The 18,971-nt window shown below is 53.4% G+C and carries 13 protein-coding genes and 1 tRNA gene; 8 read left to right on the forward strand and 6 right to left on the reverse strand.

The window, feature by feature from the left end; genetic code table 11:
- The first annotated feature begins 176 nt into the window (after window positions 1-176).
- The 4 genes from EHN06_RS10490 (at window position 177) to EHN06_RS10505 (ending at window position 4,910) form a co-directional block, all read left to right on the forward strand.
- Window positions 177-1,370, forward strand: coding sequence for a tyrosine-type recombinase/integrase (locus tag EHN06_RS10490; protein WP_265936889.1), 1,194 nt, complete (start codon window positions 177-179; stop codon window positions 1,368-1,370).
- An 8-nt stretch (window positions 1,371-1,378) separates the two neighbouring features.
- On the forward strand, window positions 1,379-2,161 hold the full coding sequence (locus EHN06_RS10495) for a hypothetical protein (RefSeq protein ID WP_127332536.1): 783 nt from the start codon (window positions 1,379-1,381) through the stop codon (window positions 2,159-2,161).
- Window positions 2,162-2,704: 543 nt separating this feature from the next.
- Complete coding sequence (locus EHN06_RS10500; protein WP_127332537.1) at window positions 2,705-2,902, forward strand: helix-turn-helix transcriptional regulator; 198 nt, start codon at window positions 2,705-2,707, stop codon at window positions 2,900-2,902.
- A gap of 244 nt (window positions 2,903-3,146) precedes the next feature.
- Window positions 3,147-4,910, forward strand: coding sequence for a replication endonuclease (locus tag EHN06_RS10505; protein ID WP_127332538.1), 1,764 nt, complete (start codon window positions 3,147-3,149; stop codon window positions 4,908-4,910).
- Here EHN06_RS10505 and EHN06_RS10510 read toward each other — a convergent pair.
- From EHN06_RS10510 to EHN06_RS10530, 5 genes are all read right to left on the reverse strand, one after another.
- Entirely contained in the window at window positions 4,897-7,797 is a 2,901-nt protein-coding gene (locus EHN06_RS10510; protein WP_127332539.1) for a DNA methyltransferase, read from the reverse strand. The two genes, EHN06_RS10505 and EHN06_RS10510, sit on opposite strands and share 14 nt — an antisense overlap.
- A 224-nt stretch (window positions 7,798-8,021) precedes the next feature.
- Window positions 8,022-9,773: an ATP-binding protein gene (locus tag EHN06_RS10515; protein WP_127332540.1), complete on the reverse strand. Its 1,752-nt coding sequence runs from the start codon at window positions 9,771-9,773 to the stop codon at window positions 8,022-8,024.
- A 2-nt stretch (window positions 9,774-9,775) separates the two neighbouring features.
- The gene (locus tag EHN06_RS10520; RefSeq protein WP_127332541.1) at window positions 9,776-10,807 is read right to left on the reverse strand and encodes an SIR2 family protein; all 1,032 of its coding nucleotides are present in this window, start codon (window positions 10,805-10,807) and stop codon (window positions 9,776-9,778) included.
- 154 nt (window positions 10,808-10,961) lie between these two features.
- Window positions 10,962-11,048: transfer RNA gene (locus tag EHN06_RS10525), tRNA-Leu, on the reverse strand.
- A gap of 119 nt (window positions 11,049-11,167) precedes the next feature.
- Window positions 11,168-11,791 carry a class I SAM-dependent methyltransferase gene (locus tag EHN06_RS10530; RefSeq protein ID WP_127332542.1) on the reverse strand — a complete coding sequence of 208 codons (624 nt, stop codon included), beginning with the start codon at window positions 11,789-11,791 and terminating at the stop codon, window positions 11,168-11,170.
- Window positions 11,792-11,976: 185 nt separating this feature from the next.
- Here EHN06_RS10530 and EHN06_RS10535 point away from each other — a divergent pair, with 185 nt between their 5' ends.
- Genes EHN06_RS10535 through cydC form a run of 4 tightly spaced genes read left to right on the forward strand, consistent with a single transcriptional unit; the run spans window position 11,977 to window position 17,733 of the window.
- Complete coding sequence (locus EHN06_RS10535) at window positions 11,977-13,407, forward strand: cytochrome ubiquinol oxidase subunit I (RefSeq protein WP_127332543.1); 1,431 nt, start codon at window positions 11,977-11,979, stop codon at window positions 13,405-13,407.
- A 2-nt stretch (window positions 13,408-13,409) separates the two neighbouring features.
- On the forward strand, window positions 13,410-14,411 hold the full coding sequence (cydB, locus tag EHN06_RS10540; protein ID WP_127332544.1) for a cytochrome d ubiquinol oxidase subunit II: 1,002 nt from the start codon (window positions 13,410-13,412) through the stop codon (window positions 14,409-14,411).
- On the forward strand, window positions 14,412-16,124 hold the full coding sequence (cydD, locus tag EHN06_RS10545; RefSeq protein WP_127332545.1) for a thiol reductant ABC exporter subunit CydD: 1,713 nt from the start codon (window positions 14,412-14,414) through the stop codon (window positions 16,122-16,124).
- Window positions 16,117-17,733, forward strand: coding sequence for a thiol reductant ABC exporter subunit CydC (cydC, locus tag EHN06_RS10550; protein ID WP_127332546.1), 1,617 nt, complete (start codon window positions 16,117-16,119; stop codon window positions 17,731-17,733). Before cydD ends, cydC begins: the two co-directional genes overlap by 8 nt.
- Here cydC and EHN06_RS10555 read toward each other — a convergent pair.
- Window positions 17,730-18,971, reverse strand: coding sequence for a saccharopine dehydrogenase family protein (locus EHN06_RS10555; protein WP_127332547.1), 1,242 nt, complete (start codon window positions 18,969-18,971; stop codon window positions 17,730-17,732). The two genes, cydC and EHN06_RS10555, sit on opposite strands and share 4 nt — an antisense overlap.

Here is an 18,971-nt window from a genome sequence, read left to right on the forward strand (position 1 = left end):
ATAAAACAGTTAGTTAATGAGCTTTTCTAGAAATCGTTGCTTGCTGTTGTTTGAAGAAATCCGCTAGAATTTGACCGATTTTGTCTACATAGTGTCTACATGAAGGCACAAGGGACTTTCTGACGAATTCGAGTGGAGCCCTACCCTTGAGGATCACCAAGAGCTTTGTTGATAAAGTGACCATCCCAAAAACAGGCCCGGATGGGAAATCCAGCCAGGCCTTTTATCGGGATTCGGTCATTGCCGGTTTCGGGCTACGTGTAACCAGTGGTGGCGCAAAATCGTTCATTGTGGAAAAACGAGTCGATGGCCGGGTAAAACGGAAGACCCTAGGCCGGTACGGCAACCTGACCGTTGAGCAGGCTCGTAAGGAAGCACAAAAGTTCTTGGGCAAAGTCGCTACCGGAATAGACCCCATCCGTGAAGTTCAGGAAAAACGGGCGAAGCGCATCACTCTCAGTGACGCTTTTCAGGATTACCTGGCTACCCGGAAGAACCTGAAACCGAACACCCTTAATGACTACAGCCGTTCCATGGGCGAAATGTTCAAGGACTGGCAGACCAAAGCCCTGAGCGACATATCCCGCGATATGGTCATCAGCCGCCACGCCGAATACGGAGCCCGCAGTCCTGCCCGAGCGGATAACGGGATGCGGATTCTACGGGCGATCTTCAATCACGCCTTACAGCGTTATCAAGACGCCTCCGGCAAGCCGTTTCTCATTGCAAACCCGGTAGACGTGCTCAGCCATCAGCGGGCCTGGTACAAGGTGGAGCGGCGGCAAACGCTGATCAAGGATCACCAGCTAAAGCCCTGGTACGACGCCACCATGCAGCTTAACAACCAGACCACGCGGGATTACCTACATTTGGTACTGTTGACCGGACTACGGCGTACCGAAGCGGCTACCCTCACCTGGGACCAGATCGACTTTAAAGAGAAAACCCTGACCATCACCGAGACCAAGAATAACCGGGTTCACCGGCTACCGTTCAGTGATGCAATAGAAGGTCTGTTAACACGGCGGCATGAAGAACGGTCGAGCCCGTTTGTGTTCCCCAGCGATGCCGAACGGGGCCACCTGTCAGAACCCAGAACGGCCATTGCCCGAGTGACCAAGCTATCAGGGGTGACATTCACCCTGCACGATTTGCGGCGAACCTTTATCACCGCTGCCGAGCGGCTGGACATTCCCGCCTATGCCCTAAAACGCCTGATCAACCACAAAGACCCGAATGACGTGACCGAGGGTTACATCATCTTTGACGTTGAGCGTCTGAGGGTGCCCATGCAGAAGATAACCGATTTCTTTCTCACCAAAGCGGAGCTGACCGTAGATCAGGTATCCGAACAAATGGAGCAGCAGTAACAATGTTAATGGACTTCGACCATCTGAGTATTTGGGAAATTGCCCACCGCTGGCATGACGTGGACCCTAATACGTCTGACCCTCAAGCCCTTCCCCTACCGGTTCAAGATTTGCTCCGGGTGATCACCAATATGCAGATTCGCCATTTCCTGCCGGTCCTTAAGAAAAGCGGTGTGCAACTGAAGGATGAGCAGAACTTTATATCCTTTGAAGCCTTCATGTCACAGGCCGAAAAGCCGGAAGATCTAGAAAACGAGGATCTTTGGCTAACAGAGCTCCGAGAAGACTATTTCGAGCAACAAGACCGATGGTGCAGCAAACATAACGCAGTCGTTGATGGACTGGATAAATGCTTTAGGGGCCGTGTCTTCGATAAAGAGAAGCTTGAAAGTATTCACCTGGACCGGGGAGCTATCAGAGATTTTTGCAGGGAAAAGGAATTAGACCTTCCCGCTTTCTGGTTTACCAAATCGGAGCGGGAACAGTTCAATAGCGAAGACGGCTCCGATACTGTCGAACTGCCGGGGACAGGAAAAATCAAACAAGACGAGGCGGACCGATTTTGGAGCCGTCTTATCAATGCTCAGCAACACCGTTTGCTTTGCAGAGAGATTGCCAAGGTTCTCTGGGCTAATGACCCTGAAATGAGCCAAGTAGCCGTTATTGATCACCAAGCGATCCGCGAATACGGTGGGGGTAGGTTCTATTCTGATCCCAATACCGTGAGGAACTGGATTAAAGACCTTGATCCTCGACCTGAGGATAAGCGTCAAGGCAGAAAAAAGGATTAGACCCACCTTTTGGGCGTGCGGCTTATTTGGCCGCATGCTTTTCGATATTCAGCCTTGTGGGCGGCACGCACCATGAGAAACCGGGTATCTGGGTAACTCGGACTTCCTGGTACTTCCTCAAAAAAATTCTTTTCTCCCCTGCTATTTCGAGGTCATCCCAAGGCACGTAAAGGTAAGGCATAGCCCAAGATGCTACATACACTCCGCCAGAGTCAGCTTCTAAATGACAAAACCCATCCACGAACGAAGGCGCTCCTCGGACAAGGAACACGCACGGTGAATACTTGGGAGACAAATCACCACGCTTGTTAACGCGGTATACCAATACGAACTGCGCCAGATTCGTGTTCAAGCGCCAGGACTGGGTTAGCGCAATCCATAATGCAGCCATGGCGGCGACAACCAGAACCATAGGGCTATTCTCACCAGTGATTAGTTAAGGTTTAAGCTTAAACCATATAGGTTCATCTTATACCGAATATTCCAAGTACACCCACCAAGGCACAGTACCCCTGACTTTGAAAACACAGGCAGAGGTACAAAATGACCAGCTCACTCTTTAACACCAAAGAAGCCGCCGACTACCTGGGCGTAAGCAAAGCCTTTCTTGAACGTGACCGCTGGGCCGGTGCTCGTATCCCCTTTATCAAGGTGGGTAGCCGAACCGTTCGCTACCGTCTTAGCGACCTAAACAGTTACATCGAAAAGCAGGTTCGCCTTTCAACGTCCCAGGTGGCGTGATGGTTCCATCATTCCAGCCCGAACGCTCGGATAAGGGGCCTAATCCTAATAGGTATCGGTCCCCCTCCCCCTATAGGTTCCCCTCAGTCATACCAAGGGGTTTCGGTCAGGTACGTACCCTACAGACCGAACCTATAGGTCTGGGTTCGGTCCGCAGTTGGTCACAACCGTTTGCTCTAACCGTCAAAACTGACTGTCACCCAACCTATAAGTTAACGGTCCCAGACCGTCACCGGAGGGTTAAGTGACGCCCTCAGACCAAAAGCATTTTCGGTTCTACCGGACCCAAGGCCGGTTATACACCATCGGAACCCGCCAAACTCGACAGGCGGTAACCCGATTCTGTAAACGGTTCCCCCAGGTATTCCCCAAGCTCGAACCCCACCTGTATCTAATAGGTCTGGACCGGGGGTGCATTGCGTTGGAAATGGCCCTGGAAGATTTGGAGTCCAAGCTACAGCGCCGCGACCTGAAGTTTACGCTGGACGATGCCCAGCTAAAGGACTTCGCCCGGTCCAAGGCAAGAACCTGCGGCGAAACGAACGCCCGCATTACAGACGTCTCCCAAGCATTGAAAGCCATCAGCAAACTCCTGGCCCGGTATTCCTTCGATCTGCCAAAAAGTCAGACCGATCAAGGCTGCATTGAGCGGACCAAAAACGAAATCTGGTGGCGGCGACTTATCCGAAAAGAACAGAAACGGGTACTCGACAGCGTAGCCCGTGAGTACGGCCTCGTTTCCAAGCAAAAAGGCGTCTATGTGTCCGACTGGGGGTTAAAGCTCCATAAGGAACAGCTAACCCGTAACCGTTCCCTGTTAGAAGAAATGATCGCGGTGAACGATCAATGCCAGGAATACACCCTCGCTGAGCTGTCTGCCCTATCGGTCAGTAATCCGTTCGTTCGACGGTCAGAGTTGATTGTTCGTGCCTCCGGGTTTGAGAAGATCGCCCAGGACTTGGGTCATGCCGGGGTATTTCTCACTATCACCACACCCAGCAAATACCATCCGGTCAAGGTGAGCGGTCAGCCGAACCCCAAATACAACGGATCGACCCCCAGCGAAGCCCAGGTCTACCTGAATTCGATCTGGGCTCGTATTCGTGCCCAGCTAGACCGAGAGGGAACCCGAACCTATGGGTTACGGATCGTTGAACCCCACCATGACGGAACCCCGCATTGGCACTTGATGCTGTTTGTTGAGCCTAACCGCAAAGCACGCCTGGTGGAGATTATGCGGGACTATGCACTGGTTGAGGATGGCGACGAACCGGGGGCACAAGAAGCCAGGTTCGAAGCGGTGGATATTGATTACGACCGAGGGTCAGCGACCGGCTACATCGTTAAGTACATTTGCAAGAACATCGACGGCGAGTTTCAGGAAAACGGCGAGGATGCCGAGGACTGGTATGGCAATCGCACCAAAGACGTTGCCGCCCGTGTTCGTGCGTGGGCAAGTATTCACGGTATCCGCCAGTTCCAACAGATTGGCGGGCCACCTGTGACGGTCTGGCGAGAGCTTCGACGCCTGGACCATGCCGGTGATGAGATCGTCGAGAAAGCCCGGCAAGCAGCGGATAAAAGCGATTGGGCGGGATTTATCGAGGCTATGAATGGCCCCTGTGCCAAGCGAGCTGATCAGCCCATCAGAACCGCTAAATGGCTGGAGTTCGATCACGAAACCGGAGAGTACCTGGATAGCCCGGTTAATCAGTACGGCGAACCCGCTAAAGGCAAGCTGTTTGGTCTGTTTGCCCAAGGCAAGTATTGGATAACGAGGGCGCTGCGCTGGGAGATAAAACGACCGAAGAAGTCCAAACATGAGAATAACCTCGGTTCCTCCTGGCTGGACCGCCTGAAGCAACTAACCCAGGTCCGGGAACCGACAGAAGCGGAGGTCGCCGCATTGCCCGACGATACCGCCTATACCTGGGAGAAACTGAGTGACGAGGTTCACCCGCCACCTTGGAGTTCTGTCAATAACTGTACTCCACCTACAGCCCTATGAAGTCATCGGAGATTAGGCTGTCTGGATTTGAGACTGATAAGGGAATACCTGGACCGGCTGGAGTCCGACCAGCTGAAATCTCCTGCGAGCAAAGGACATTAAGATCCAATAATTGCTGCAAGAGATCTCGCTTTGCGGCGAATCCGTAAGCCTGCAATACGGCAGCATCTAGCTTTTCATGCGCGTCCTTCAACGGGCTCTTTCCTGGCAAATCCAGTGTCCGATAAAGTTCTTGAAGGTTAACGTTATTGTTGGCGGAGCTTTGTCGAATCTGTCGAACTTCTTTGGCAGCCTCAGCTACAGCTCTGACATCTTGCTCAGAAGGACTTTGGGGCCACGGGAAGGTGGCGAAAACTGAGTCCGACGTATAACGAGGATCCGACTTCATGTGTGAACATTTTGCATGGAACCACGCATAGTGAGCTTTTGACTGAAGAATTCCAAAACTGTAGTCATCGTCAAGGACGAAGCAAGAGAGTGCATCGCTGGGACGAATGACAGAGGTGACGAACATGAAAATAGGACGTTTAGTGACTCGAGAACAGACTAAATAACGGTTTAATTCCGAGATTTTCCCTATTAGCTCTGAACGCGGTCGAAAATGATGCCACCAAGTGTTTAACCATCCCTGATCTTGACCGGTAACTTTGCCGGTTTTCTGTTGCTCATCCTGCGCCAGTCTTTCCACATAGGGAAGAACCTTAGCTTTAACGTGGGCAAATGGCAGTCGATATGCTTGAGATTCGACTACAGACCTGAGCTGGAAATCAATCACATATCTATGCGCTTTACAATTTTTCAGAAGTTCTTTACCGCCCGCGAAGAGATGGATAACGTCACTATTTTTCGAGGAAGCTCCAAGCATATCCGAGCCCTGCTTAAGAGAAAGGACAAAACCCTTATTGTACCTAGGGTACTGGCCGGTGTAGCAAAAGCCTTTGTTTACTGATAGTTGAGAGGCTCCTGATACATCAACCTCATGAGAGAGGGAGGAGTTGATAAACGGCACCTCCCGCATATCCAGTTCGTAAATTTTCGCTGCGGAACCTGAACCGCGGGGCCGCCGAATGCCGGTAGCCGGCGGAGTTGTCGCAAACCACAGCTTTCTTTTTTTCGGTAGCAGAGAGTTTTCCTGACTCTTAACCCAGTTAACGATTGCCACGTGCACATTGGCCTCTCCAGACCAAGGCTGGTTATCAACAGCCTCGACAATAGTGCCAGTTGCCGAAATGTATTCAAGCCCGCCCTTTCTTGATGCGTTATTGCGTATATTCTGTGTCCCTACCAATCCAGCACGGCCTGAAAAAACATCATCTTTGGTGCAATTATCTAAGTAGTCATGTGCCTTCCTGAACCAATACACGCAAAAATCGGACATCCCCGGCACTTCTGGGTATGCAGCCCTAATCAAAGAAACATAATCAGAGCCGAGTTCTGGCTTAAGTTTTTTTGCGCCCAAAAATGGAGGATTTCCGATAATAGTATCAGTTTTAACCCAGTCTGCTTTACTACCATCATTATTTATAAGCGCATCACCAACGCGAAAGTTGGAATCCAAGTTATCGAGCGGGAGTGCTGACTCGTTTATATGAAGCTCATCAATACTCAATTTATGAGCTAGCATCATAGTGACTTTTGCAATATCAACTGCGAAAGGGTTTATATCTATCCCGAAAAAATTCCGAGAAGAGAGGAATCCAAAAGGTCGTTGCCGAGGATCAACACTTTTGTACTCAGTCGCCATTTTTTCATATATTTTTGCTTCAAGTCTCTTGAGCTCTCGATAAGCAATATACAAAAAGTTTCCACTCCCACAGGCAGGATCTAAAACAGTGAAGTTTTCAATTCTAACTAGCAATTGTTTCAGTCGACCTAATGTACTGGCAGATTCGATTTCCTTGGTCCACGGTTCAATAATTGTTGGACCTATCACCTTCATGATATCGACGGCACTGGTAAAGTGAGCACCTCGCGCATGCCGCTCCTCTTTTCCAAGAGAGTGTTCAAAAATAGTGCCGAAAATTTCTGGGCGAACCTTAGACCAATCGAATTGAGCCGCTTCTCTCAGGAGTTCCACTTCCTCTAGTGTTAACTCAACGTACGCCGGAGTCGAAAATAATCCTCCATTAAAGTACTGAACGCCTTTATAGCGCCCACCTTTCATGCCCCCTTCAGTATTCATTGCATGAAAGAGACCACCCAAAAGATCATGGGCGTCTTGTGGTGTTTTAATTTCTTCAAGCAATTGAGTTACAAAATATTTGTCAAGAAGGCCAATATCCTCCGCAAACAGTGCCATGAGAATTTGCAAGATGAAGCGTTGAGCGGCTGATCGCTCAACGCCTCGGGAGATAAGGGAATTAAAACAAGCCGCAAGTTGATCGGCGGCGTTTCGCGTCACCGTCTCTTGATGGTTACCGAATACTGGTTTGTTATCACCTGGAAAAAGAAAATTAAGAGGTCCATAGTGATTCGCTAAATCTTGTAGCCTAACCTTATCAACGGGTGTATCGAGCTGGGTCTCGAAATCATAGACCCAAAATTCGTCAAAATTACAAAGCATTGCGTATCGCGGACGGTTTGGTACCAACCTAGTCCAGTAATTGAAAGCTTGGGCGTAATGCTTTGAGAGGTCTTCGCCTCTTTTCTTCATTTCTATGACAATCACAGGCTTCCAAACTAGGTCGGCAAAAGACGTTCCGCCATTCGTTTTTTTTACGCGCTCTTCACAAGTTGCTCCTGCTTCTTTCAGGCCTGGCCAGCCAAAAGCCTGAAACATCCGATCTAGATAAACCTGTGCTTCGCCTTTTTCGTCACCCTTTATATGACGGTCCACCCAGTCAACGAATTCCTGAAGTTTTGTCGTCTTTTCCGCTGGACTGGTCATGTCTACTCCTTTGTTATAAATGCTTGCGAACGAATCAGCTCGAAATACTGGTGTTTTTTACATTACAGAAAAAGCAAATCACTAGAGCTAACGAAAGAAGGCTAACTACTTGAAAAGATTTTTGCTCGGCGCCCGAAACGAAAAGCCCCCCGAGGGTCGAGAGGTGTCCGTCCTGCAACTCTGGCGCCGAGTTCGCATCAAGATGGAAAATAAAGATAGCGCCTTTAGTTCTTCAGCGACTGCTTACGCCAAGAACTAACCGCTGTGGGTAAGTCGTTCTCAGCATCACTGCCTGACCAACAATCCCAAAATGGTATGGTGGCGCTCACAGGTTCATTGATAGGCTTGGCAACCCGAATTCGTGTAGGGAGCAGCGTCGCATCTCCCACCACAAGTGCCTCACCTGTATCCAATACCGGCAAGAGGTCTCCAAAGCTGCCTAGAGAGTCCGGTAAAAGGCGTTTAACGACCGACTGGTCTTCTCCGTTAGTGAGCCTCATTGCCACAACGTTGCTGCACTGACTGACCACTGTTCTGTTCAGCTCGGCCGGCCTTTGACTGATAACAACCAGCCCAACACCATATTTCCTGCCTTCTTTAGCCACTCTCTCAAAAATTTTCACCGAGTTATCAGTCGCGCTGGAATTGATATCTTGTGGAATATAAAGGTGGGCCTCGTCACAAAAAAGAGCAATGGGATGCCGACTCTCAAACGTTTGCCATTGCTGAATTGAAAATATTAGGCGCGCAACCATTCCGAGAATAAGGGGGAGGATATCCGACGGCACCTCAGAGAAGTCAACGACTTTAACGCCTCCCTTATCTTCCTTCTGTGCTGCCCTTCCACCCATCAACAAACCGACGAGCTGGTCCAGCCACTCAAATGCCAAAGACTCTTCGCCACTCGGGAACAAGAAACCAAGACGCCGATCCTCCGTTTTACTAGCAAAACGCTGTATCAAACGACTGAGCTTTCCGTTGAAATCACCTTTTATAGGTTTACCGCTGGAGCCTTTGACCATCTCATCGTTAAGCTCCTCTAGCTGATTCTTGACATCTTCGATTTTGAAGGGAATTGGGCTATCAATGGTAAAGTTCGCCAATACATCTTTGTGATTACCAGATTCCAGATACGCTTTCTTGGCCTCAACAATGGCTCGAGACATGACCATGGCCTGGTTCGGCGCATTTTGGTCAGTCCTGTCGACAAACATCGACAGTAGTGCCTCATAACTTAGTAACCAATAGGGTAAGTGAATTACCCCATCGCGTAGTCCTCGTTGCTCTTCAATATCACCTGGTCCAGCGACCCTTAGATGTTTGAACCCCTCGCTGGTCAGGGACCGATATTCTCCATGGATGTCAAATACAATAGCGTTGGCATTAGACAGGTCTGCGACTTGCTCAAGCATTCTGGCTGTAGTCCAAGATTTACCTGAGCCGGTACTGCCAACCACTACAGCGTGACGTTGAAAAAGCTTGTTTCCATTCAAGAACGCTTCAGCGTCTTGGTCTAAAGTGTAATTTCCCAAGGAAAGACGTTGGCCATCTCCACTAACCGAAGAAATCACCTGCATGAATTTAGTCAAACGCTCGCCCTCGAGAGAAAAACAATTGGCGTCAATTTCAGGCACTGTTTCCAAGGTACGTCGGAACACATCACGCTGAGTACCCATGACGTCTATCAAGGTACCGATTAGCGACACGCGAAGCATGTTTACTTCGGGCAACGCCTCTTCGACTCCCATGTTGTCAGGCTCAGATTCTTCAAGCTTGGTTTCTATGGCGGTTCTGGTAATTTTTTGAATTACCCCAATCAAATGCTGACCAGCAAGACTGCTTTGGAGAACAGCTAGTCGGTTAACTTGCAGTCGACGGAGAGATTCAACATCGTCCACTTGCACCACGACCGTTGCAGTATCTACGGAGATGACCTTCCCTAGCGCTTCATGATCTTCATAATCAAAAATGCTCACGTTCAAGCTCCAATCGTGACATCGAGAAATTTATCTAGTTGCCAAAGACTTTGATCGGGTAGATGAAACCCGTCGGGGGCGAAATGCGTGTAGATCATCGTGCCCCCCTCACATTCTTCCATTGCCAAGAACTGACGACACTTACCTTTGAACAGGAAATCCTTGGCAGTATCCGTAAGCTCCTTGGTGATTATTACAGTGGGGGTATTATTACCCCGGCATCTCTCAACTAACTTCGTCTGCAGATGCTCATCATTAAATCCGAACCCTATGCAGAGATAAGACCTAGCCGCATCAATCGCACTATCAGCAGCCCCAATAATGGTCCTGAAAGGTTCCTGATACCCCCTACGAAATTTGTCGACGCCAGGGGTAATCATAACGGGTGTATACCCCTCAGGTGTCTCCCAGCAGTTTGGAAAGAAGAAAACTTGGTCATCCCTATCTTTAAACCAATCAAAGGAGCCATGAACCTTCCAGATACAGACTGTCCGTACAGCTCTACCAGCCTGATGAACCCTCATATTTTCGTCTCTGGCTCTTCGATTAATGTATCCGTATTCAAACCCAGTGAAATAGGAATACCCCGCTAGGTCGGAAGCATACTCCGCAATGCGGTCATAGTTCGGAGTAACCACATGGATGGTTTGATGAGTACTCTGAAACAGGAAGTGATAAAGCCTTGATAGGGGCAGTGATTCTCTTTCGGATATTGCTCTCAAGAACACATCGTGATCGTGAGGAAACAGGAAGGAACGAGTTGAATGGACAATGTGGTCTGTAAGGTGTTCGGACAATCTTGTCTTGGTCAACGCTGACTCAAGGTCAAGCTGATCAAGCGATTCGCTAAACTGGTTCCAGCCTTGCGCATCTTCAGGGGACATACCTTTGGGCGGGTTTTCTTTGATATGCGCCCCTAGAGGCCACATTCCTGGGATTCCATGCGCTGCTGAAGCCCCGCTACCAAGAAGAACTACAGGTGTCTTTGACACACACTCTTGCGCAAACTCGATGGCTTTATCGAAATCTGACATTTGCTGGCATCCGTTCCCTGCCCCGTCCAAAAGAGGTAATACGAATAAACAAAATTGACGAAATTTGCAATCAAAAACTGTCTACATTATGTCTACATTTCAATTTATGGATTGAGCGCAGACTAAGAGCTTCAATTTAACTTATTGATTTATATGGTGCCCGGAGCCGGAATCGAACCGGCACGACCGTGAGGTCGAGAGATTTTAAGTCTCTTGTGTCTACCAATTTCACCATCCGGGCATTCGGAGGGAGGTTTTGAGGGGCAGAATTGTATAAGGCCGTGTGGGCTAACGCAATTCCAATTGCGTCTTCGGGTTTCTGCTGGTTGTTTTACAACCGCTTGACCTGGCGAAGAAAGATCACACCGGTTTAGCAGCCCTGCCCTTGTAGATATAGCCTGCGATCTTCGGGGTTTTCGGTACGTAGAGGTTCTCCAGCTCCAGGATGTTGAACCCCGCCTCCCTGAGCAGGTCCGCTATCGGACGGTTCAGGTGGCAGCCGCCGGCCAATTTCTTCCAGGTCGGGGTAATTCGATGTTGCCACTTGCGAACGCCCTGGTCACAGGACTCACCGTGTTCCAGGAACAGCAATTCTCCACCGGGTCTGAGTACCCGCTTCATCTGCTCCAGCGCGGCCTGCCAGTCCGGGATGGTGCACAGGGTAAACGTCAGCAGAACGGTGTCCACGCTGTCATCGGGCAGCGGGATTTTCTCTCCCGGCAGGTCCAGCCATTCCACTTTTACCGGTGACCGGCCAAGGTTCCCCCGGGCTTTACGGCGCATGCCTTCGGAGGGCTCCAGCCCGTAGACCAGGGTGACATTGTCCGGGTTGTAGAACTCAAGGTTGATGGCTGACCCCATGCCGACTTCCAGCACGACGCCCCTGGCGTTTGGCACCACCTGACTACGCAGCTTCATCACCTGGCCGACGGAGCATGCCCGGTCTATGATATGAGGCAGTATTTTGTCTTCGTAAAAGCTCATGGGGTTCACCATACTTGTTTTAGATCAAGGACAATGAATTCTGTCCTATTGGTTAGGGTCCTGTTTTTAGTAGCATGACCCGCATCTGCCGGTAATAACAACTTTACAACATGAGCTCAGGCAGCGGCCGAACGGGTGCGCTTTGCCCGTTTTTGTAACGTGTGGGTAGTTACCGGAGGGTTCCCATGGAACTAGATCCTCTCATCCTATCGCGAATTCAGTTCGCGTTTGTGGTGTCATTTCACGCCATTTTCCCGGTGTTTACCATCGGGCTTGCCTCCTTCATAGCCGTACTGGAAGGCCTTGCCTTTAAAACCCGAAACCCGATCTGGGAAAAGCTCTCGGCATTCTGGACCAAGGTCTTTGCCGTGGTCTTCGGTATGGGAGTGGTCTCCGGTATCGTGATGTCATTCCAATTCGGTACCAACTGGAGCAACTTTGCTCAGGCATCCGCCAACTATCTCGGCCCGATTCTGAGCTATGAGGTGATCACCGCTTTCTTCCTGGAAGCGGCTTTCCTGGGTGTACTGCTGTTCGGGCGTGACAAGGTTCCAGCCGGGGTTCACCTGTTTGCCGCGATCATGGTTGCCACCGGTACGTTCATTTCATCGTTCTGGATACTGTCAGCCAACAGCTGGATGCAGACCCCGGCCGGTACGGAACTTCGGGATGGCGTGTTCTATGTAACGTCCTGGAGTGAGGCTATTTTCAACCCCTCCTTCCCCTACCGGTTTCTGCATATGGGGTTGGCGTCATTCCTGACCGGTAGTTTTGTGGTTGCCGGGGTCAGTGCCTGGTACCTGCTCAAAGGCAGGGAGGTCGAGGCTAACCGCAAGGCACTGTCCATGTGTCTTTGGCTGTTGTTGTTTATTGCGCCGGCCCAGGCAGTAGTGGGCGATTTCCACGGCCTGAACACCCTGGAACACCAGCCTATGAAGGTCGCGGCGATGGAGGGTAACTGGGAAACGTCCCGCCATGTGCCGTTGTTGCTGTTTGCAATTCCGGATCAGGAAAACCAGACCAACCGGTTCGAGATTGCGATTCCCAGTCTGGCCAGCTTCATTCTGACCCACGAGTGGGACGGTGAAGTACCGGGTCTGAATGAGGTGGCAGTTGAGGAGCAGCCTCCGGTTGCGATTGTGTTCTGGTCTTTCCGGATCATGGTCGGTCTTGGCATGTTGATGATTCTGTTTGCGGTAACCGGCCTGGTGCTCCGTTCCGGCGGTCGTTACTGGCGTACCGGCTGGTACCTGCAGGGTTTGCGGTTCATGAGCATTGCACCGTTCATTGCCGTGCTCACCGGCTGGTTCGTCACCGAGGTGGGTCGGGCTCCGTGGCTGGTTTATGGGATGATGACTCAGGCTGAGTCCGTCACGCCCTCTCTGACCGGTGGCATGGCGTTGTTCACGCTCATCGGCTATATCGTGGTGTACGCTCTGGTGTTCTCTGCAGGCGTCTATTACCTGATGCGGGTGCTGTATGTGGGGCTGGAAGACAAGCACGATGAAGACGAGCATGAAGCAGAACGTCCGGCACGGCCGTTTTCGGCCACCCATGTGCCGTTTGAATACGGCAACGACAAGCCAAACAACCCCGCCAACCAGGGAGGTCACTGATTATGGAACTGTTTGATCTGCCCCTGATATGGGCGTTCATTATCGGCTTCGGCATCATCATGTATGTGCTGATGGACGGCTTCGATCTCGGGGTTGGCATTCTCTTCCCCTTTGCACCCAATGAGGAAAGCCGGGACACCATGATGAATTCGGTGGCCCCGGTGTGGGACGGTAACGAAACCTGGCTGGTTCTGGGTGGCGCCGGTCTGTTGGCGGCCTTTCCGATGGTGTATTCCATCTTCCTGCCCGCGCTTTACATCGGTGTGTTCCTGCTGCTGGCTGGTCTGATCTTCCGCGGCGTGGCGTTCGAGTTTCGGTTCAAGGCCCGCACCTCCCGCTATCTGTGGAACTGGGCTTTTGCCGGCGGCTCCACCGTGGCGGCGTTTGCCCAGGGCGCGGTGGTTGGCGCCTATATCCAGGGTTTTGAGACGGCCGATGGGGTTTACGTCGGGGGGGCTCTGGACTGGCTCACACCGTTCACCGTGCTTACGGGCCTCGGTATACTCGCCGGCTACGCCCTGCTCGGGTCCACCTGGTTGATCATGAAGACTGAGGGTCGGCTGCAGGAATGGGCCTACAGAATCACCCTGCCATTGTTGGCCGGGGTGCTGGTGGTGTTCGGCATTATCAGCGTCTGGACGCCGTTCGTGGACGATATGGTGCGGGAACGCTGGTTCTCCAATCTGTCCGTCATCTGGATTCTGCCGGTGCTGACACTGCTCTGTGCGTTCCAGATTTTCCGGTCGGTCCGCAACCGCTTCGAGGGTATGCCGTTTGTGGCGACCATGGGGTTGTTTATCTTCACCTACCTGGGCCTGATCGTCAGTCGCTGGCCGTATGTGGTGCCGCCGGAATACACGTTGTGGGACGCCGCTTCCGCCTATGAATCGCAACTGTTCCTGCTACTGGGCCTGTTGTTCGTGATTCCCATTGTGCTGGTCTATACCGCCTGGACCTACTGGGTGTTCCGGGGCAAGGTCCGCGCCGGGGAGGGCTATCACTAAGTGGCTGAACCGCAGGCTGGCAGTAGCGGAGAAAGGACCTCACCCACCAGCCAACGGACCGTCAGGCAATGGCTGTCGGAACTGGCCCGGGGCAACCGTCTGTGGATCCGCAGTACGGTTGTTGCGGGTACGGTTGCCGGCATTGCCACGATCGTGCAGATGGTCATTCTCGCCCGGATTATCCACCTGGGCGTCATCGATGAAGTTCCGGTTGCGGAACTCACTCCCCTCTTCCTCTGGCTAATCCTGGCGATCGTTATCCGTGCCACGGGGCAGGGTTTCCAGACCCGGCTTGCTGCCCGGTGCAGCGAGCGGGTCCGGCGTGATGCCCGCCGCCAGATTCACAAACACTGGCAGGCGACTGGGCCGGTTGCCCTGGGCCAGTCCTCGGCCGGCACCCTGGCGCGGGAATGGATTGATCATGTCGAAGCCCTGCACGGTTATTTTGCGCGGTTTCTGCCGCAAATGATCCTGTCGGTTGTGGTGCCGTTGCTGATTCTGATTCTGGTTTTCTGGCTGGACTGGTTGGCCGGAATGTTTCTGCTGTTATCAGCGCCCTTGATACCGCTGTTCATGGCGCTGGTGGGTATGGGCGCGGAGAAGCTGAACCAGCAGCATTTCGAGACCATCAGCCGGCTCTCGGGGCAGTTTCTGGACAAGGTGCGGGGGCTGACAACCCTTCAGCTTTTTGGTCAGACGGCCGACGCCACGGAGCTTATCCGTAAACGCTCGGACCATTACCGGCGCATCACCATGAAGACCCTGCGTGTGGCCTTCCTCTCTTCCGCGGTACTGGAGTTTTTTGCCTCCGTGGCTATTGCCGTGATTGCCATCTACATCGGTTTTGGCTTGCTGGGCTACATCACTTATGGCCCGTCGGAAGACCTGACCCTGTATTCCGGGCTGCTGATTCTATTGCTCGCTCCGGAGTTCTTTCAGCCGTTGCGGACACTCTCCCAACACTATCATGATCGTGCGGCCGCACTTGGGGCGGGCGCAGAAATCCTGCAAAGACTGAGAACGCCGGTGGATAGCCATCGCCACTCGCAACCCGTCGATGCCGGCAACGCGGGCGATGTTATTGAACTGGACTCGGTGTCGGTGGCATTTCGGGCTGATCACGATGTGCTGAAGGACGTTTCGCTGGTTATTCCCAGGGGCGACGTCATCGCCCTGACCGGCCCTTCAGGTGGTGGCAAGTCAACGCTTTTGCATCTGCTGGCCGGGTTCATGGCACCAGACAGCGGCAGGATTCACCTGTTTGCCCAGTCACCCGGCAGTTTCCGTTTTGGCTGGCTCGGGCAAAAAGGCTTCCTGGTTCAGGGGACCTGGGCGGACAACCTCCGCCTGACCACGCCGGATGCCTCGGACGTTGCCATCGACACGGCCTTGCGCAATGTTGGCCTGGGCCCCCTGCTGGACAGCCGGCGGGACGGAATCAACAGTCTTGTGTCCGAGGACGGCCAGGGCCTGTCCGGCGGGCAGGCCCGGCGCCTGAGCCTGGCACGTATTTTTCTGGCGGATTACGACCTGATCCTGCTGGACGAGCCCACGGCGGGCCTGGACAGCGATAGCGAGGTGTTTGTACTGGAGGCGCTGCACAAACTGGCGGTGGCCGGTAAAACGCTGATCTTCTCAACCCACCACCAGGCGCTGCTCACACTGGCCAATCGGGTACTGCTGGTTTCCGCCGGGGAGGTGCGCAATGCGTGACCTCAAACCCTGGCTGGAACTGATTTTCAGACGTCCCGGCAGGCTGGTGATTGGGGGCGTCCTGATCCTGGCGACGCTTCTCTCCGGAGTTGGGTTACTGGCGGTGTCTGGCTGGTTTATCACCGAAACGGCGCTGGTCGGATTACTCCTGGCCGCAGGCGTTGTCGCGACCATCAATCTGTATGTACCTGGTGGCGCTATCCGTTTCTTTGCAGTGTCCCGGACGGTGTTCCGCTATCTGGAGCGGGTATACAACCACGATACCGTGCTGCGATTGCTTACGGACATCCGGGTGGCACTGTTTAAGGGTTTGTCCTCGGCCAGCCGCAGCCACAGGAAAGAGCTGACCGGGGCCCAGTGGCTTTCCAGGCTCACCAGCGATGTCGATGCACTGGATACCCTGTACCTGCGGTTAATCGCACCGGCAGCACTGGCCGCGCTGGTCACCGTGCTGGTTGTGGTGCTGACGGCTGTTCTGTTTGATCTCCGGACAGCCATGTTGGTGGGACTTGTGCTGCTGGCCGCGTTTCTTTTCGCCACAGTCGGTACCTACCTGCGTACACGGCAACTCGCTGCAAAGCAGAGCGACCGCCAGGAAGCCCTGCGAACGGCGGTGATCGAACACATCGAGGGCTTTGCCGAGCTGACTGCGGCCGGTAGAACCGGCAAGCACGCGGCGTGGCTGATGCGGCAGGCTCACAAGGTGACGTCTGAGCAGGCCGAGGCAGATTCCCGGGCAGGCTGGCACCTGGCCGGCTCTCACCTGCTGATTAATCTCTCGGCGATTCTGGCGCTATGGGCCGGCTTTGCCCTGTTCCGTGCCGGCTTGATCTCCGGGCCAGTGCTGGTGTTGTTGCCGATTGCCCTGCTCGGTCTCGCGGAAATCTATGCCATGTTGCCCGACGCGTTCGCTAAGCTGGGCGCAACAATGGCATCAGCCGCTCGCCTCAACCGGGATTGCCGGGGAGACCAACCGACGGCTGCGAGCGGTGCGCCGGATTTGCCAGCGAACGCGGCCCTGGTCGCAACAGATCTGATGGTAAAACATGCGGGCCACGTACCCTTGTTTACGCATTTCGACCTTACACTCAAAGCTGGCGATCGTGTGGGTATCGTAGGTCATTCCGGTAGCGGCAAGTCCTCCCTGGCAGATGTGTTTGCCGGTCTGCTGCCACCAGCAAATGGCAGATTGGCTACTCAGGACCGGGTGTACCTCACCCAGAAAACCGTGCTGTTCGAGGATACCCTGAGAGCCAACTTGCTCCTGGGTTCGCCGAAGGCCAGCGAGACTGAGCTGTGGCGCATACTTGAAGTGGTAGAGCTGGCCGAGCGTTTTGCCTCGGAGCCCGATCAGCTTGATACCTGGCTGGGCAGTTCGGGAAGCCGGCTATCCGGTGGTGAGGCACGGCGCGTGGCCCTGGCACGAGTGCTGTTGAGCTCTGCTCCGGTGGTAATACTGGACGAACCATTTACCGGTCTTGATAGCGGAACCCGGGCGCGGATTGCGGGACGAATGGATGCGCTTCTGGAGGGGAAAACTGTGATCAGTCTGGCGCATGGGCCGGATGCCCTTCCGGGCACCGACCGTGTGATTCACCTGACAGGCTAACGGGTTTCAACCAACTCAAAGGTCAGGCCTGCCTTGCTGGTCAGCCTGTCCATCAGTTTGCCATCCAGAAGCGAGGCGGGCGTCCAGAAGCCACCCGGTTGGTCGGCGGGCACATCAAAAGCCAGGCACATACCCGCTTCTCCCAGCATCTTGCCGGTGGAACCGTAGCCGGGGTCGCGATCCCCCGTGACTTTGGTCATCAACTTGCGGCCATCCTCGGTCTTGCCGATGAACCGCAGGTCAAAGAAGCCGTTTTCCTGGTCTTCGGGGCTCGGCCCCTCACCCGGTGCCGGAACAAACTTTTCCACCAGCCAGCGCGTAGGCTTGAGCGCAGACGCCGTGAAGAACGCACCCAGGCCACCCGTAATGCCATAGGCCGCCAGGCGTCCTTTGATGCCACGCCCTGTCATCATGGCCTCATCGTAGGTGAATTCCTTACCATAACGGGCTTGCTGCAGTGCGTTGGAGCGATGCACCACTCGGGTATTGATGGCCCCCATGACAAACGGTGCCAGCCAGACACCAAAGTCTTCATCATATTCTGCGGTTTTCAGGCTGGGTTGGCGAACCGTGGAACGATGATCCGGCGGACAAATGGAAAAGGGATTCGCCAGTTCCTTTCTCAGCTTCGGATCGGAAGCCGCTTCCCGGGCAACATTCATCATTGATGCCACGGTCCCCCCGGAGAATCCTCCCTTCGCTGCCTTCACTCGCATTCTTACATCACGGCACGGGGCACCAAAGGTCTGCTCCGCTTGCTGTTGCAGGAACCACACCCCCAAATCCGACGGTATTGAATCAAACCCGCAGCAATGAACAATGCGCGCTCCGGAGGATTTGGCTTCCTCCTCATAACGTTCCACCATCTTACGAATCCATTGCACCTCACCGGTCAGGTCACAGTAATCTGTGCCGGTGCGGACACACGCCTGCACCAGGGGCTCTCCGTACAATGCGTAAGGGCCGACGGTAGAGATAATGACCCGCGTCTGGTCGCACATCGCCTGCAGGTCAGCGTCACTGGCAGCGTCGGCAATGATGACGGGCAGTTCTGCCGCTTCGGGTCCCAGATCCCCTTTGAGCTTACCCAGCTTGCTCTCGGAGCGACCCGCTATGGCCCAGGAAACTGACTTACCCACCCCGTATGCCTCGAGCAAGTAACGTGTGAGTATCTGACCGACAAAGCTGGTTGCCCCGAAGACGACCAGGTCATAGGTTGTGTCCGTTGATTTCGTCAT

Origin of the sequence: Marinobacter sp. NP-4(2019), assembly GCF_003994855.1 — a bacterium.
GTDB lineage: Bacteria > Pseudomonadota > Gammaproteobacteria > Pseudomonadales > Oleiphilaceae > Marinobacter.